Origin of the sequence: Pseudomonas sp. JS3066 (assembly GCF_036328175.1) — a bacterium.
In the GTDB taxonomy this organism is placed as follows: Bacteria; Pseudomonadota; Gammaproteobacteria; order Pseudomonadales; family Pseudomonadaceae; genus Metapseudomonas.
Map to the genome: position 1 here is coordinate 3,851,920 of NZ_CP143312.1, position 15,159 is coordinate 3,867,078.

A 15,159-nucleotide genomic window follows, 5' to 3' on the forward strand; every position below is an offset into this window, starting at 1 on the left:
ATCAGTGAATCCATCCATGGCCCGCCCGCGCTTTCTCCCCGACAACTTCACACTGACGCTGATCGCCGTCGTTGCCGCTGCCACTCTGCTGCCCGCCCAGGGTCAGGTCGCGGTGGCGTTCGACTGGATAACCAACATCGCCATTGGCCTGCTTTTCTTCCTGCACGGCGCCAAGTTGTCGCGCGATGCCGTGATCGCCGGCGCCGGCCATTGGCGTCTGCATCTGCTGGTGTTCCTCTGCACCTTCGGTCTGTTCCCGCTCCTGGGCCTGGCACTGAAGCCGGTGCTGCTGCCCATGGTGGGTACCGAGCTTTACGCGGGTTTCCTCTATCTCTGCGCCCTGCCCGCTACCGTGCAATCGGCCATTGCCTTCACCTCTCTGGCTCGCGGCAACATCCCGGCGGCCATTTGCAGTGCCGCTGCGTCGAGTCTGCTCGGCATATTCGTTACGCCTGTTCTGGTCGCACTTCTGATGGGGGTTCATGGCGACGGCGGCTCCACCGTCGAGGCCATCCGCAAGATCAGCATCCAGTTGCTGCTGCCCTTTGTCGCCGGGCAGATCGCCCGCCAATGGATCGGCGGCTGGGTCAATCGCAACAAGCAATGGCTGAAGTACGTCGATCAGGGAAGCATCCTGCTGGTGGTCTACACGGCATTCAGCGCGGCCGTGATCGGCGGGCTCTGGCAGCAGGTCCCTCCGCTGAAATTGCTCGGCATCGTAGTCGGCTGCTGCCTGCTGCTGGCCCTGGTGCTCACCATCGTCAATCTGCTGGGCAAGTGGCTGGGCTTCAATCTCGAAGACCGCATCACCATTCTCTTCGCTGGGTCGAAGAAGAGCCTGGCCACCGGCGTGCCCATGGCGCAGGTACTGTTCGCCGGCAGCAGCATCGGGATGCTCATTCTCCCGCTGATGCTTTTTCACCAGATCCAGCTGATGGTGTGCTCCGTCCTGTCCCAGCGTTTTGCGCAGCGCCCGGAAACACCCACGCTCGGGTCACCGTTTGAAAGCGCTTCCAGGCCCTGAAACACTCGAACGGACCTGTCCTGATGCCCCGCCGGCAGGGGCTCAGGCGATCATCCGCTCGCGCAGCCGCGCCAGCATGCCGAGCAGGCTGCCGACCTTCTGGTTTTCGCCTGCTTCTTTCGGGGCTTCGGCCATGCGCGGGACCAGGTCCAGCGGTTGGGAACGCCAGAGAAAGGCCTGTTCGGCAGCGGCCTTCAGGCCCTTCTCGAACAGCCCCCGGCGGATGGGTTTGGGCAGGTAGCGGAAAATCTGTGCTTCGTTGATCAGTTTCAGCAGGGCCTGGGTGTCTCGGAAGGGCGTCACTACCAGGCTGAGCAGGCGCGGATGAGCCTGGGCCAGGGATTTCAGGAGCGGCGCCATGTCCTCGTCACCTAGCTTGAGGTCGCTGACGAGCAGGTCCACGGGTTCCAGGTTCAGCGTTACCAACGCTTCGCTCAGATTGTTGGCACGCATCAGCCGGTGCCCACCGGCCTGGCAGAAGGCTTCTACGCAGTGCAGGGTTTCCGGGTCTTCGTCGAGCAAGAGCAGGTTCAGCGGCGCCGCCAGATCACTGGTGGCGGCAGTGACTGGCGCGCAGGTCTGGCGCTCGGCGATCTCCGCCGCCTGACGCAGGGTGAACGCCATCTCCTGCGGGTCCCAGGGCTTGGTCAGGTAGCGGAATATGCCGCCGTTGTTCAGCGCTTCCACCGCAGCATCCAGGTCCGAATAGCCGGTCAGCAGGATGCGCAGGCACTCCGGTGCGGCCTCCCGCGAGCGGGCCAGCAGTTCGGCGCCGCTCATGCGCGGCATGCGCTGGTCGCTGACGATGATCTGCACCGATTCTTCCTTCAGGCGCTCCAGCGCCCGCAACGGGTCGCTCTCGGTGATCACCTCGTACTGGCGACGGAACTGCAGCGCCAGGCTACGCAGGATGCGTTCCTCGTCATCGACGAAGAGGATGCGGACAGGTGAATTCATGGGCTCAGGCACTCCGTTTCAGTTCGACCGCCTGACTGCGCGGCAGGCTGATGAGAAAGCGCGTTCCGCGCCCCGGCTCCGAGGCCACGCGGATGCTGCCGCCGTGGTCGCGGATGATCTTGTAGCTGATGGACAACCCCAGCCCCGTACCCTGCCCCACCGGTTTGGTGGTGTAGAACGGATCAAAGATGCGTTGCATGACTTCCGGCGGCATGCCCCGTCCACTGTCCTGCACGGAGATGCAGACATTGCCGTCGTCGGCCCAGCTCTTCACCTGGATGCGTCCCGGCGCATCCATGGCCTGGGCGGCGTTGGTGAAGAGGTTCAGCAGCACCTGGTTGATCTGCGACGGCGCGCAGGCGATACGCGGCAGCTCACCGAGCAGCTGGAGCACCTCGGCCTTGTCCTTGATGTGGTTGCGGGCGATGAGCAAGGAACTGCGGATGCACTCGTTGAGGTCCACTTCCTCGCTCATGGCACGGTCCAGACGGGCAAAATCCTTGAGTCCGGATACCAGTTCGGAGATCTGGCCGAGGCCATAGAGCGTGTCGCCGAACAGCTGGCGCAGGTCGTCGGCCAGCAGCTCGGGAGCGGCCGCTTCGCGGCTGGCGGCGGCCTGCTCCAGCGCATCGGCCAGGCGCTGTTCGTCGCAGGCCGGGTCTTCGAGGCAAGCGGCCAGCGCAGCCTGGCTCGCGGCCAGGGCGAACAGCGGCGTGGTCAGCTCTTCCATCAGCTGCACGTTGTTCTTCACATACCCCAACGGCGTGTTCAGCTCGTGGGCGACGCCCGCCACCATCTGGCCGAGGGACGCCATCTTTTCCGACTGCACCAGTTGCGCCTGGGATTCCTTCAGGTCGACCAGCGCCTGGCGCAGTACCCGGTTGCGCTGGGCGATGCGCAGCTCCATGGCCTTCAGCAAGTCCAGCACCGTACCCAGTCCCAGGTAGCGTCCCTGCTCGTCCACCAGGATGAAATCTTCGGTAATGGGGTACTGCAGCTGTGCGGTGACCTGCTTGGCTGCCGGCTCCAGGCCAGAAGCGAGGGCCACGGTCAGCGGCGCCGAATTCATCACGTCGCCCACCGGACGGCGGCCCCAGAGGTCGCGGCCGAACCGCTGCATGAAAATATCCTGCAACGTGTAGCGGCTGACCAATCCCAGTGGCTTGCCCTGCGCGTCCACCACCGGCAGCGACAGGAAAGCCTTGTGCTCAGGGGTCAGCAGGCGATCAGCCACATCACTGATACTCATATCCGGGGCCAACGGCTCCACGGTCTTGAGAAGGCGAGCCAGACTGCTTTCGGCTGCCATGGTCGGTACTCCGGGCGACATTTGAGGTGCAGGGCATTCAAGCAGCATCAGGTTGCCACCATGTGACAGATGTCTCATGCAAGAAACAAATGGCGAGGACACGAAGTAACGACAACACTGAACCTCGACGCCACAAGGAAACGCCACCATGCCCGAAAACTCCGCCACCCCGAGGCCCCGCAAAGGTCTGCTGCTCCGCCTGCTGCGAATCCTTGCCTGGCTGTTGATGGCGGTGGCGCTGATCTGTGTGACGCTCTACCTCGCGTTCGGCCCGGCGCAGCTGTTCGAACGCCTGAAGCCGCCCCCGCCACTCTTCCCGGGGAGCAACTCCACCGAAGCCCCGTCTGCCCCGGTTGCCGCCGCGCCGGTACCGGCCCCGGCGCAAGCGCCGGCCGACTCGCAGGAGCTGGTGGAGCTGATGATGGAGAGCATCGAGGACATCTGGGGCGAATTCCTCGCCCGTGGCGACTACTCCTACAAGAAGCCCAAGCTGGTGACGTACCGCGGCAAAGTTGAAAAGCCCTGCAAGGACACCGGAACAACCAGCGGTCCCTTCTATTGCCCCGGCAGCATGAGTCTCTACCTGGATCTGGACCACCTCGACGGCCTGCACAAGAACGCACCCGAAGTCGGCGACTTCGCACGCAGCTACGTCGTGGCGCACGAGGTGGCCCACCACATGCAGAACCTGGTGGGCGTCAACAGCTGGATCAAGGATATGAAGGAAGGTGGCGTCAAACTCTCAGGGTCGGAGGGTCTGATGGTCGCCCAGGAGCTGCTGGCCGACTGCCTGGCGGGCAGTTGGGTCGGCTATGCCCAGCGCAAATACCCATGGGTCAATCCCGATGACGTGGACAAGATGCTGCAGACGGTCATGGCCTACACACAGGAACAGGGCACGATCCCAGGCAAAGCCCCCATGCGCGACCCGCTGACCCACGGCAGCCTCGAGCAGCGCCAGAAGTGGCTGTATACCGGAATCGAAACCGGCGACCCGCAGCGATGCATGCAGCTGTTCACCGGATTGGCGCAGTAGCGGGTCGGATACCCACGACCTCAGAAATCCACTTTCCCCCTGCCGGCCTTGATTGCCCCGCGCTTGGCCTTGCCTTCCAGCCGACGCTTCTTCGAGCCCAGCGTGGGCTTGGTCGGCCGTCTTGCTTTCTGCACTTTCGTCACGCTACGGATCAGCTCCGCCAGGCGCTCCAGGGCGTCGGCGCGATTCTGTTCCTGTGTGCGGTACTGCTGCGCCTTGATGATGATCACGCCGTCAGCGGTGATGCGGCTGTCGCGCAGTTGCAGCAGGCGCTCCTTGTAGAAGTCCGGCAGCGACGAGGCGTTGATATCGAAGCGCAGATGCATCGCGCTGGAGACCTTGTTGACGTTCTGCCCGCCCGCCCCCTGGGCGCGGATGGCGGACAATTCAATCTCATCGAGGGGAAGGTGGACGCTGTTGGAGATCAGCAGCATGGCGCGACAACCGAAAGGCGGGAGTGCAGAGCATACGTAGGCGACGCCGGGCACGCCAGGAAGCCGTGGTTGATCTGCCCCCAAGGCGGGGCCGCTCGCCCTTCCGCACTTTTCCGTGCGCGTAAAAAAGCCCCGCCAGATGGCGGGGCTCAAGCAAAGGAGCGGAAACCCGTGTCGTCTTAGAACACGTACTGGGCACGGAAGACCATGCCGTCGCCGTCGTCGTCGCCCACCGCGTTGGTGGCGTTGTCCACTTTGGTCTTGACGTAGTAGCCGCTGAGCTTGACGGCTTCGTTGGCGTACCAGTTCACACCGAGGTTGTGCACCTTGGCTTCCACGTCGTCGATGTTGGCGAAGGCGCCGTTGTCGTCTTCAGCACTGATGTTGTCGTAACGATAGAACACTTCCCAGGCGCCGATGCCCTTGTTGGCCGGCTTGATCTTGTCGAACTTGCCGAGTTTGTAGTCGCGGGCTTCGCCGGTCAGGGTGTAGGCAACCTGCACGTAGTAGCCGTCGGCATCGATGTCTTCGCGGTTGGCAGCCTTGGCTTCGACTTCGCGCTTCAGGTATTCGCTCTGGATGGAGAACGGACCGGTGGCGAAGGCAGCTTCCAGGCCAACGGTGCTGTCGTTGTCGTAAGCGCCGACCGGGGTGTTGTTGGCGCCGGCCAGTACCAGGCGGTTGCCGTTGCTACCGGCGTCCTGGCCACCTTCGGTGCTCACACCGCGGATGCCCAGGCGGCTGCGGATACGACCGTCGAAGGAGGTATCCTGCAGGTCGCGGGTGGCATAGTTCACGCCAAAGTGCAGGACATTGCCGGCCTCGTGCATCGGAGCGAATACACCGCGCAGGTTGAACTGCTTGACGCTGTCACCGTCTTCGTCGCGGTTGGTGGCGTCGTTGGCCATGAGGCCGGCGGAGCCGTACAGGGACGCGCCGTAGGTGCCGGACACCTGCACGCCCATGCCACCGTTGTGGTTGTTCACATAGTCGGCCAGATCATAGGCGGCGGTGCGCTCCTGGGCAGTTACCCACTTGGAGCTGGTGGCCTTTTCCAGGCCGAAGTCGGGGTCGAAGCGACCCATCTTGATCACCACCGGCTGGAAGCCGATGTAGGCAATGGAGGCTTCGTCGAAGTAGCCATCGTCAGCCTTGGCATCGCCACCGGCGTTGTGGGAGAAGTCGTAGTTGATCTGGTAGGCCCAGTCGGAGAAGGCGATGCCGCCCAGTTCCAGGAACGCGCGACGGAAGTAACCGGCGTCGGCAGTGTCGCCGTTCACGGTGTAGAAGCCGTCGAAGCGGCTGTAGTCAGCCTGCAGACGACCGCCGAGCTTGAAGCTGAAAGCCTTGTCGGTGGTGCCGACTTCCAGGCCGCCTTTGGTCTTGATGACGATATCGGCGCCGTCAGTGGTAACGGTACCGGCGAAAGCCTGGGCGGAAATGGCCAGAGCCATGGCGCTGGCGGCAAAACCGGCGAAGTGCTTACGGATCATCGAAGGGTTCCCCTATTGGTCTTTAGCGTTAGAAAACACGAGAGCGTCTGGGCTCGTCGGTGCTGGTGGGGAATCTTGGCGGCGGGTTATTTCAGCTCAGTTGCTTATATATAAATATTTTGTGACAACGGAACTTTTTTACTTCGAAATTTCATAAGCACGCAGACGCTCTACCACGCGGCTTTCAGGTGTTTTTGCCGAGCAAGACGAGCTTAAGGGACTTGAAATAGGCGACTTGCGAATATGCGGATTCGCGACTACTCACGAAGCGGGCGGGAATGGAACGCTAGAGGGAATCGCGGCGCTTCTGCGCCAGGTGTGCGGCCAGGTCGTCCACTTCGGCACCCTGGCCCTCCGGCAACAGGCGGACGACTGCCTGGGTCAGTTTCATCTGCTTGATGAAGCGACGGCAGTTGCGGCACAGCATGAGGTGGCGGCGCACAGCCATGCGCTCGCGAAAACTCAGTTCGCCATCGAGCAATTCGCTGGAACGGGCAACCAGTTCCTTGCACGTCAGCATTGGCCTGTCTCCTCGAAATGTTCCAGCGTGGCGAACAGCTTCAGGCGTCCACGATGCAGCAGCACCCGGACATTGGAGAGCGATATCTCCAATAAATTACAGATTTCTTCCAATTCCAGCCCTTGGCGCTCACGCAGCAACACCACGCTGCGCTGCATCTCCGAGAGGCTGAGCAAGGTCTTCTCCAGACATTCGCGCAGCTCCTCCTCAGTGAGCAGGGCCTCGGGCGAATCCTCGTGCCAGGCCGGCAGGGTCGCGGCCCAGTGGCCATCTTCGGCGAAACGATCAGCACCGATGCTCCCGTGGGGGGCAGGCAGGTCGTCGAGCAACACCTCGCGGCGGTTCTGCTTGAGACGGCTGCGGGCGTTGTTGGCGACGATGGTGAGGAGCCAGGTCTTGAGGCTTGAACGCTGCTGGAAGCCGTCCAGGTTGCGCACCACGGCCAGCCAGGCGTCCTGTACCACCTCATCGGCATGCCGCTGGCCGACGATGGCATAGGCGACTGCACGCATGGCGCCCTGGTAGGTGCCGATCAACTCGCGAAACGCGCCCTGCTCCCCGGCCAGGAGCCGGGGCAGCAGGTCAGCGTCGGCCGGTTGGTTCATCAACGTTTGCGCAGGATCACGCTGCCGATGGAGTAGCCGGCGCCGAAGGAGCTGAGCACGCCCAGCGCACCACTGGGCAGGTCGTCCTGGTGCTTGTGGAAGGCGATCACGGAACCGGCGGAGCTGGTGTTGGCGTAGGTATCGAGGATCACCGGCGCCTCCTGCGGCTCGGCCTCACGACCCAGCAACTTGCGGGCGATCAGCAGGTTCATGTTGAGGTTGGCCTGGTGCAGCCAGAAGCGCTTCACGTCGGTGACGTTGAGCTTGTTCTCTTCCAGGTGGGCGGCGATCAGCTCGGCGACCATAGGGCAGACATCCTTGAACACCTTGCGGCCTTCCTGGACGAACAGCTTGTCGCGGGCACCCACGCCCTCTTCCGCGGCGCGGTTGAGGAAGCCGAAGTTGTTGCGGATGTTGTTGGAGAACTGGGTCAGCAGCTTGGTACCCACGACCTCGAACTGGTGCCTGGAAGTGGCCTGGTCGGCACGTTCGATGATCACCGCGGTGGCGGCATCGCCGAAGATGAAGTGGCTGTCGCGGTCACGGAAGTTCAGGTGGCCGGTGCAGATTTCCGGGTTGACCATCAGGATGGCGCGGGCCTGGCCGGTCTGGACTGCGGTGGTGGCAGCCTGGATACCGAAGGTGGCCGAGGAGCAGGCGACGTTCATGTCGTAGCCGAAGCCGTCGATACCGAGCGCCGCCTGGACTTCGATCGCCACCGCCGGGTAGGCACGCTGCAGGTTGGAGCAGGCGACGATCACACCGTCGATGTCCGCCGGGGTCTTGCCTGCACGCTCCAGCGCCTGCTTCGCGGCGGCAACTGCCATTTCGCAAAGGATGCCCCACTCATCGTTGGTGCGCTCCGGAATGCGCGGCGTCATGCGCTTGGGATCGAGGATGCCGTCCTTGTTCACCACGAAGCGGCTCTTGATGCCGGATGCCTTCTCGATGAAGGCCACACTGGATTCGGCCAGGGGCTCGATTTCGCCACGCTCGATAGCGCCGGCGTTCTCGGCGTTGTAGGCCTGCACGTAGGCATTGAAGGACTCCACCAGCTCCTCGTTGGAGATGCTGTTGGACGGGGTGTACAGGCCGGTGCCACTGATTACGACGTTGTGCACGGTCGATCCTCTCGATACTGGGCCGCTCGCTCGAACGGCCGGTTCAGGCAGTCAGCTACCGGCCACGACAGGCCGGCAGCGGAAAAAGGGTCATCCCGCAGGCGGAATGAAACAGCAAACAGGGGTGGAAGCCTTGGCGCGTACATCCTTCGTCGTGCCTCGCTGGCGGGCTTGGTGCCAGGTGGCGGGATCGCCGACGTCAGCTTTGCGGTGCTCCACTTCTTATCCAGATGCGAAGGGTAACGCCAGAAACGGCGGCTGGCGACGGGGACTTTTGCCAGAACGTCGGCAAAAACGCAGAACCATCGGTCCACTTTCGACCCTGGATACCCTAGTCGTTCGCAGCGGTGTTCGCCCGCAGTTTCACGGCCGTGGATTCAGCACCCAATTGGATGTGCATGACCGGAAATGGCCACTTGGCTAGCAGGCCAACAAGAAAGGAAAGCCGCGGACTGCCTGGACAACCCGCGGCACAAGGTCAGAAATCGATCGTTCCTACATGCAAAGCTGAAGGGGATCTGGCACTGGCCGCAAAGTAGCCAGCCTGCCGGTGAAGCTCCTCAAGACAAAATGGGAGTAATTGCCAGTTCAAATTATTAGCGATTAAGCATCCTCTTGCAGACGAATACGGGTCTCAGCGCCTTGATTACCGGCTCATGGCCGAAAAAATCGACGAATCGCCGGATGCTGCGGTTGCGCTTGCAGTGGATGCAGCGGTCGGTGTGGCGGATGGGCGCTTCCGGGGTTTTCCGGCGTCGCGCCGGGCGTTAATGTGCACGGCTCGCAATCGGCAAATGGAGAGCCTTCGATGAGCTTGCACGGCACCTATGATCCGCAGAACGTTTTCGCCCAGATCATTCGCGGCGAAGCCCCCTGCTACAAACTCTACGAAGACGACGACGTGCTCGCCTTCCTCGACATCTTCCCGCAGTCGTTTGGCCACACGCTGGTGATCCCCAAGCGATCCGCCGCCCGCAACATCCTGGAGATCGAAACCGACGCCCTGGCCAAGGTAATGGCCGTGGTGCAACGGCTGACCCACGTACTGGTGCAGGAACTGCAACCGGCCGGTGTACAGGTGGCGCAGTTCAACGGTGCACCGGCGGGCCAGACGGTGTTCCACATTCACATGCACATCGTGCCGCGCTTCGAGGGCGAGTCGCTGGCAATCCACGCCAGCAAAAAGGCCGACCCGAATGAACTGCAAGCCCTGCAGGCACGCCTGCTGAAGCATCTGGCCTGACACCCTCTCCCATTGCGCCAGGACGGACAGCGCTGTTCCGTCCTGGCGCCGCCCCTGCCCTACTCTCCCGCTTTATCCAGTTTTCGCCGGCTGCGCTCGAACCAGGCCAGCAGGTAGTCCACCAGTACCTGGGTGCGTCTCGGTAGCCCGCCTTGCCAGGGGTGAACCAGGAAGACTGGCGTCTGACGGGTCTGGAAGTCGCGCAGCAGCCACACCAGACGGCCATCGGCCAGTTCGTCGTAGATCATGTAGGAGGGCAGCCGCGCAACGCCGGCGCCAGAGAGAGCGGCCTTCTTCAGCAAGCTGTAGTGATTGCTCGCCAGCGCACCCGCCACCTTTACCCGCTCCAGCCGGTGCTGCTGGTGATAGAGCCACTCCTCGAAACCGCTGTAATGCGTGTTCAGCAGGCACTGGTGGCGGGCCAGGTCTGCCGGTTGCCGGGGTTCACCGTGGGAGGCTAGATAGGCCGGGGTAGCGCAGGTGATTTCCTCCAGGGAGAACAGCGGCCGCGCCACGAGACGCTCATCCATGTCCACGCCTGAACGAATGGCCAGGTCGAAACCTTCCGCCACGAGGTCGCGATAGCCATTGTGCAGGTCCAGCTCAACACGGATCTGCGGGTACTGCCGGGTGAAGTCCAGCAACAGCGCATCGAAAAAGGTTTCACCGAGGGACACCGGCACCGTCAAGCGCACGCAGCCGGCCAGTTCCTCCTGCAGGCGCCGCACCGATTGCCTGGCTCGCTCGGCCTGGGCGGCCAGGGCCTGTGCCTCCGGCAACAAGGCTGCCCCTGCGGCGGTCAGGTCCAGCCTCCGCGTCGTGCGATGCAGCAACGAAGCCCCCAGCCCCTGCTCCAGCAACCGGATGCGCTTGGACAACTGCCCCTTGCTGCAGCCCAGCCGCTCGGCAGCAGCAGTGAAGCTACCGGCTTCCATCAGCACCGCGAAGGCGGCCAGATCATCCATTTCGCTCATTGAAATGCGGTCCTATTGTTTCCAATTGAAAACCAAATTTTTCCAATTGCATGGATTATCGACAACAGGCAGCACTCTACACTGGACCTGTCGTTCATTCCTCCACACAGGATCCGGTCCCATGAAAATCATTCTCGTCGGTGCCAGCGGCACCATTGGCAAGGCCATCGAACAGGAGCTCACCGAGCGCCACGAAATCATCCGCGTCGGCCGCAACAGCGGTGAGCTGCAAGCCGACATCACCGACGTTGCTTCGATTCGTCGCCTGTTCGAGAAGGTCGGCCCCTTCGACGCCCTGATCAGCGCCGCCGGCAAGGTGCATTTCGGCGCCCTGGCGGAAATGGGTGAAGCCGAGTTCGCCATCGGCCTGAAGGACAAACTGATGGGCCAGGTGAACCTGGTGCTGATCGGCCGCGAGTTCGCCAACGACGGTGCCTCGTTCACCCTCACCTCCGGGGTGCTGAGCCACGACCCGATCCGTTTCGGCGCATCCGCCAGCATGGTCAACGGCGCCATCGATGCCTTCGTGCGCAGCGCCGCCCTGGAGATGCCGCGCGGCATGCGCATCAACAGCGTCAGCCCGACCGTGATCGAGGAGGCCCTGCCCGACTACGCACCCTACTTCCGTGGCTACAAGGCGGTACCGGCAGCCGAGGCGGCATTGGCCTACGCCAAGAGCACGGAAGGTGCGCAAACCGGGCAGACCTACCACGTGGGCTGACCCCCCTAAAGTTCGCCGGCATAACACACCGGCGAACTGGGTGGACCGCTGCGTTCAAGCTCTTCCTCGAGAAAATCCGCCAGCACCCGGGCGTTGTTGTGCACCTCGTCCCTGGCGGCGTAGAGCAGGGTCAGGTCGCCTTTGCGGGCCATCTCCAGCAGTCCCTGCCAGTACTCGGGATGGGCCGCCAATTCCGCGCGGTATAGCAGGCGGAACTCATCGAATAGCGCCGGATCATGGCAGAACTGTTTGCGCAGGCTGTCTGAAGGCGCCACCTCCTTCAGCCAGGTGGTCAGGGCCAAAGATTCCTTTCGGCATCCGCGTGGCCACAGTCGATCCACCAGTACCCGCTGGCCATCTCCGGACTGCACCGCATCAAAGACTCGCTTGCACTGGATCATCTGCCTTCTCCGCGCTTGAGCCGGAAGCTGCGCACCGGTAACGTTGCCGCTCCCTGAAGGAGACCCACTATGCGCTTCGCCCGCCCCTTGCTGTTCAGCCTCTTGCCCCTGTTCGGCGCTTGCCAGATGTTCGCCGACAAAGCCCCTGCTCCCGACGCCAACATGGTGCGCCTGCAGGGTGAGCTGAGCGTAGTCTCCGGGCAGGTGATGTTCAGCCCCTGTGGCGAGAAACGCCGCTTCGCGCTGGTCGACAGTGGCGCCACCGGGCTGTTGCCTGAAGCCGCCAACCTCTCGGCGGATGGTCCCGGCACCCTGTTCGCTGATATTCGCGCCAGCATGGGCGCAACGAAGCTGCCGGACGCCGACGGCCAGCTGAACCTGAAGACCCTCTACCGCCTGCAGCGCGAAGGCCATGGCTGCGATGACCTCAATTTCAAGCGCCTGCTGCTGCGCGCCAGCGGCCATGAGCCGGACTGGAGCATCAGCGTCAGTGGCAAGGGCCTGATTCTCGACCGTCCCGGCCAACCTTCCCTGGCCCTTCCCTATATGGAAGAACAACTGCCGGACGGCCGATTCAACCTGTCCAGCGAAGCCAATGGCCAACACCTGGAGCTCTGGGTAGCGCCCCAACGCTGTGTCGACAGCATGAACGGTGCGGTGCAGCACCTGACCGCCGAGCTGCGCCTGGACGGCAAGACGCAACGTGGCTGTGCCTCCTTCGGCGGCGCCCGCGACAACTGACGATTGGCAGCGGTCTCCTTCCTCGTCCTTCACCACTAAGCTGAGGGAAGGATCAAAGGAAGGAGAACACCATGCTGCGCATCGCCCTGAATGGATATGGGCGCATCGGTCGCGCGCTCGTTCGTGCTCTGTTCGAGCGGGGTCTCGACCAGCGCCTGCGCATCGAAGCCATCAATGACCTCGGCGATTTCGAATCGCTGGCCCACCTCACCCGTTTCGACTCGACCTTCGGCCGCTTCTCCGGCCATGTTCACCTGAGCGATGATCGCCTGCAGGTGAACAACCAGATCATTCACCTGCTGCGCGAGCGTGACCCGGTCAACCTGCCCTGGGACCAGCTTGGCGTGGACCTGGTGCTGGAATGCACCGGGAAGCTGAAGAAGCGCGCCCAAGTGGAGCAGCACCTGACCGCGGGTGCGCCGCGAGTGTTGCTGTCGCACCCCCTCGAAACCGCCGACCTGACCGTGGTGTTCGGGGTCAACCATGACCAGCTGGGCAGCCAGCAGATCGTTTCCAATGCCTCCTGCACCACCAACTGCCTGGCGCCGTTGGCCATGTTGCTGCACCGCGAAGTGGGGATTCGCAGCGGCCTGTTGACCACGGTGCATGCATACACCAACGACCAGCATCTGCTGGACAAGAGCCACAGCGACCCCTATCGCGCACGGGCTGCGGCTCTCTCGATGATTCCCACCAGCACTGGCGCGGCCAAGACCATCGGCCTGGTGCTGCCGGAGCTGGCAGGACGCCTGGATGGCCTGGCGGTTCGGGTGCCAACGCCGAACGTGTCGTTGCTGGATCTCACGTTCATCGCCGAACGCCCGACGAGCCGCGAAGTCCTCAATGCGGCCCTCGTAGCCGGTGCGGAGAACCTGCCGCCGGGCGTGATGGAGTGCAACGCGTTGCCGCTGGTATCCAGCGACTTCAATGGCTATCCGGTGTCCTGCGTGGTCGACCTCAATCACACCCGCGTGCAAGGGGAGCTGGTGAAGGTACTGGCGTGGTACGACAACGAATGGGCCTTCGCCAACCGGATGCTGGACGTGGTCCTGGCGTGGCTGAACCCTTAGAAAGCTGCGCCGCCCGAGCTCCAGTGGCAGAGGGTGGTCCGGCGAGAACCGTTGGGCCGGCGGGCAGGATCGTCGAAGGTCGACACCTCGCGGAAGCCGGCCTTGCGCATCATGCCCGCCGAGGCGAGGTTCTCCTCATGCCGCTGGATATAGATGTCCACAGTCCCAAGCGCGGCCAGTTTCTCCATGGCGGCCAAAAGTAGTCGCGTGCCCAACCCGCGCCCGGCCAGATCGCGATGCACCACGGCCTCACAGACATAGCCCTGGAGCTGATCCTGCCTTCCGGCTTGCTGATGGACCTGGATGTCCTGGCTCAGGTAGAAGCTGACGAAGCCCGCCAGACTCCCCTCGCCTTCCGCCAGGATCGCTCCTACGGATGCATCGGCGATGCCCCGCAAGTGGGCGCGGACCTCATCTGGTGGCAGGTGATTCCACGGGTTGGGACCATGCGCGAGGATCAGGTCGCACAAGGCTGGGATGTCATCAGCGGTGGCCAGGCGAATGGCGAAGGCATTGTTCAGAACGATCAATCCAGCACCCCGGCCGGAGCCGGAGATGCGCTCTTCCACTGGCTCAGCGCAACACCCGCGAACACCACGCTGGCAGCGAGCAGTTGCACGAAAGTCAGCCGCTCACCCAGCAAGCCCCAGGCAAATACCAGGGTGAACACCGGTATCAGGTTGATGAAGCCGGTGGCTTGGCTCGCCGGCAACCGCGAGACGCCGAAGTTGTAGAGGCCATAGGCACCCACCGTGACTACGGTGCCGAGGTAGATCATGGCGCCAACGCCCAGCGCGCTGACGGACTCCGGCAAGGGCGAAGTGACCCATGCCAGGGGCAGGAAGAACAGGCTGCCGATGAAGGCCTGCATGGCGGTCAGGAAGAAGGCCGAGTAGCGCGATGACAGGTGCTTGAGCAGCAGCGTATAGCCGGTGGCACAGAGCATGGCGAGGAACTCGTAGAAATTGCCCAGCAGCGGCTGCGGGGCATGGCTATCCGAGTCGCTGGCCAGGCTGAGCCAGACTGCGCCGACCACGGCGAGGACGAAGCCAGCCAGGGTGCCGCGAGTGATCCGTTCATGTAGCAAGCCATAGGCACCCACCGCTACCAGCAGCGGTAGAAGCGCGGTGATCATTCCGGCCTGGGAGGCGCTGGTGTGCTGCAGCGCCAGGGCTTCGAAAATGAAGTAGAGGCAGGGTTCGCAGGCGGCCAGGCCCAGCAGGTATTTCCAGTCGCCAGGCCGGTAGTCGAGGTTGCCTCGCCAGCGCCAGGCGGCAAGGAAGATCAGGCTGCCCAAGGCCATACGCGCGAAAATCACCCAATGCGGGGCGACCTCCTGGAAGGCCAGCTTGAGGGCGATGAAGGAGCTGCCCCAGAGCGCCATGGCCAGCACCAGGCAGACCACCGCCACCAGTCGACCTTGCTGCGCCATGCTTCACCTCCGGGAGAAAGTCGCCAGTCTAGACGGCCGTCCATGGGGCCAGACAGGCACAGCCGGCAGGAGAAACTG

The 15,159-nt window shown here is 63.2% G+C and carries 17 protein-coding genes; 6 read left to right on the forward strand and 11 right to left on the reverse strand.

All coding sequences use genetic code 11. From position 1 onward, the window contains the following. Positions 1 to 16: 16 nt before the first annotated feature. Complete coding sequence (locus tag SA496_RS18150) at positions 17 to 1,024, forward strand: bile acid:sodium symporter family protein (protein WP_120649825.1); 1,008 nt, start codon at positions 17 to 19, stop codon at positions 1,022 to 1,024. Positions 1,025 to 1,066: 42 nt separating this feature from the next. Here the strand turns inward: SA496_RS18150 and SA496_RS18155 are convergent, their stop codons facing one another. After that, positions 1,067 to 1,981 (reverse strand): response regulator, encoded by a 915-nt coding sequence (locus tag SA496_RS18155; protein WP_330114255.1) that lies wholly within the window; start codon positions 1,979 to 1,981, stop codon positions 1,067 to 1,069. 4 nt (positions 1,982 to 1,985) lie between these two features. Beyond that, on the reverse strand, positions 1,986 to 3,290 hold the full coding sequence (locus SA496_RS18160) for an ATP-binding protein (RefSeq protein WP_330114256.1): 1,305 nt from the start codon (positions 3,288 to 3,290) through the stop codon (positions 1,986 to 1,988). Between the two features lie 148 nt (positions 3,291 to 3,438). Between SA496_RS18160 and SA496_RS18165 the strand changes: the two genes are divergently transcribed. Further along, the gene (locus tag SA496_RS18165; RefSeq protein WP_330114257.1) at positions 3,439 to 4,326 is read left to right on the forward strand and encodes a neutral zinc metallopeptidase; all 888 of its coding nucleotides are present in this window, start codon (positions 3,439 to 3,441) and stop codon (positions 4,324 to 4,326) included. 20 nt (positions 4,327 to 4,346) lie between these two features. Here the strand turns inward: SA496_RS18165 and arfB are convergent, their stop codons facing one another. From arfB to SA496_RS18190, 5 genes are all read right to left on the reverse strand, one after another. Then, positions 4,347 to 4,760, reverse strand: a complete 414-nt coding sequence (gene arfB / locus SA496_RS18170; RefSeq protein ID WP_120649822.1) for an alternative ribosome rescue aminoacyl-tRNA hydrolase ArfB — start codon at positions 4,758 to 4,760, stop codon at positions 4,347 to 4,349. 179 nt (positions 4,761 to 4,939) lie between these two features. After that, the gene (locus SA496_RS18175) at positions 4,940 to 6,253 is read right to left on the reverse strand and encodes an OprO/OprP family phosphate-selective porin (protein WP_120649821.1); all 1,314 of its coding nucleotides are present in this window, start codon (positions 6,251 to 6,253) and stop codon (positions 4,940 to 4,942) included. A 286-nt stretch (positions 6,254 to 6,539) separates the two neighbouring features. After that, positions 6,540 to 6,773, reverse strand: a complete 234-nt coding sequence (locus tag SA496_RS18180) for a zf-HC2 domain-containing protein (RefSeq protein ID WP_120649820.1) — start codon at positions 6,771 to 6,773, stop codon at positions 6,540 to 6,542. Continuing rightward, positions 6,767 to 7,378, reverse strand: coding sequence for an RNA polymerase sigma factor (locus SA496_RS18185; protein WP_120649819.1), 612 nt, complete (start codon positions 7,376 to 7,378; stop codon positions 6,767 to 6,769). The genes SA496_RS18180 and SA496_RS18185 overlap by 7 nt, the downstream gene beginning before the upstream one ends. Beyond that, positions 7,378 to 8,499, reverse strand: a complete 1,122-nt coding sequence (locus SA496_RS18190) for a beta-ketoacyl-ACP synthase III (RefSeq protein WP_120649818.1) — start codon at positions 8,497 to 8,499, stop codon at positions 7,378 to 7,380. Before SA496_RS18190 ends, SA496_RS18185 begins: the two co-directional genes overlap by 1 nt. An 808-nt stretch (positions 8,500 to 9,307) precedes the next feature. On the opposite strand from SA496_RS18190, the gene SA496_RS18195 reads away from it, so the two are divergent. Beyond that, positions 9,308 to 9,742: an HIT family protein gene (locus SA496_RS18195; protein ID WP_120649817.1), complete on the forward strand. Its 435-nt coding sequence runs from the start codon at positions 9,308 to 9,310 to the stop codon at positions 9,740 to 9,742. 59 nt (positions 9,743 to 9,801) lie between these two features. Here SA496_RS18195 and SA496_RS18200 read toward each other — a convergent pair whose 3' ends face one another. Continuing rightward, on the reverse strand, positions 9,802 to 10,716 hold the full coding sequence (locus SA496_RS18200; RefSeq protein ID WP_120649816.1) for a LysR family transcriptional regulator: 915 nt from the start codon (positions 10,714 to 10,716) through the stop codon (positions 9,802 to 9,804). A 121-nt stretch (positions 10,717 to 10,837) separates the two neighbouring features. Here SA496_RS18200 and SA496_RS18205 point away from each other — a divergent pair, with 121 nt between their 5' ends. After that, the gene (locus SA496_RS18205) at positions 10,838 to 11,437 is read left to right on the forward strand and encodes a short chain dehydrogenase (protein ID WP_120649815.1); all 600 of its coding nucleotides are present in this window, start codon (positions 10,838 to 10,840) and stop codon (positions 11,435 to 11,437) included. A gap of 5 nt (positions 11,438 to 11,442) precedes the next feature. On the opposite strand, the gene SA496_RS18210 is transcribed toward SA496_RS18205, so the two are convergent. Continuing rightward, positions 11,443 to 11,838 carry a DUF488 domain-containing protein gene (locus tag SA496_RS18210; RefSeq protein ID WP_120649814.1) on the reverse strand — a complete coding sequence of 132 codons (396 nt, stop codon included), beginning with the start codon at positions 11,836 to 11,838 and terminating at the stop codon, positions 11,443 to 11,445. Between the two features lie 69 nt (positions 11,839 to 11,907). On the opposite strand from SA496_RS18210, the gene SA496_RS18215 reads away from it, so the two are divergent. Both SA496_RS18215 and gap read left to right on the forward strand, forming a co-directional pair. Further along, on the forward strand, positions 11,908 to 12,579 hold the full coding sequence (locus SA496_RS18215) for a COG3650 family protein (RefSeq protein ID WP_153917306.1): 672 nt from the start codon (positions 11,908 to 11,910) through the stop codon (positions 12,577 to 12,579). Positions 12,580 to 12,650: 71 nt separating this feature from the next. After that, positions 12,651 to 13,649: a type I glyceraldehyde-3-phosphate dehydrogenase gene (gap, locus tag SA496_RS18220; RefSeq protein WP_330114258.1), complete on the forward strand. Its 999-nt coding sequence runs from the start codon at positions 12,651 to 12,653 to the stop codon at positions 13,647 to 13,649. Here the strand turns inward: gap and SA496_RS18225 are convergent. Further along, entirely contained in the window at positions 13,646 to 14,152 is a 507-nt protein-coding gene (locus SA496_RS18225; protein ID WP_280359639.1) for a GNAT family N-acetyltransferase, read from the reverse strand. The two genes, gap and SA496_RS18225, sit on opposite strands and share 4 nt — an antisense overlap. A gap of 23 nt (positions 14,153 to 14,175) precedes the next feature. Next, complete coding sequence (locus SA496_RS18230; RefSeq protein ID WP_330114259.1) at positions 14,176 to 15,081, reverse strand: DMT family transporter; 906 nt, start codon at positions 15,079 to 15,081, stop codon at positions 14,176 to 14,178. Between the last annotated feature and the right edge of the window lie 78 nt (positions 15,082 to 15,159).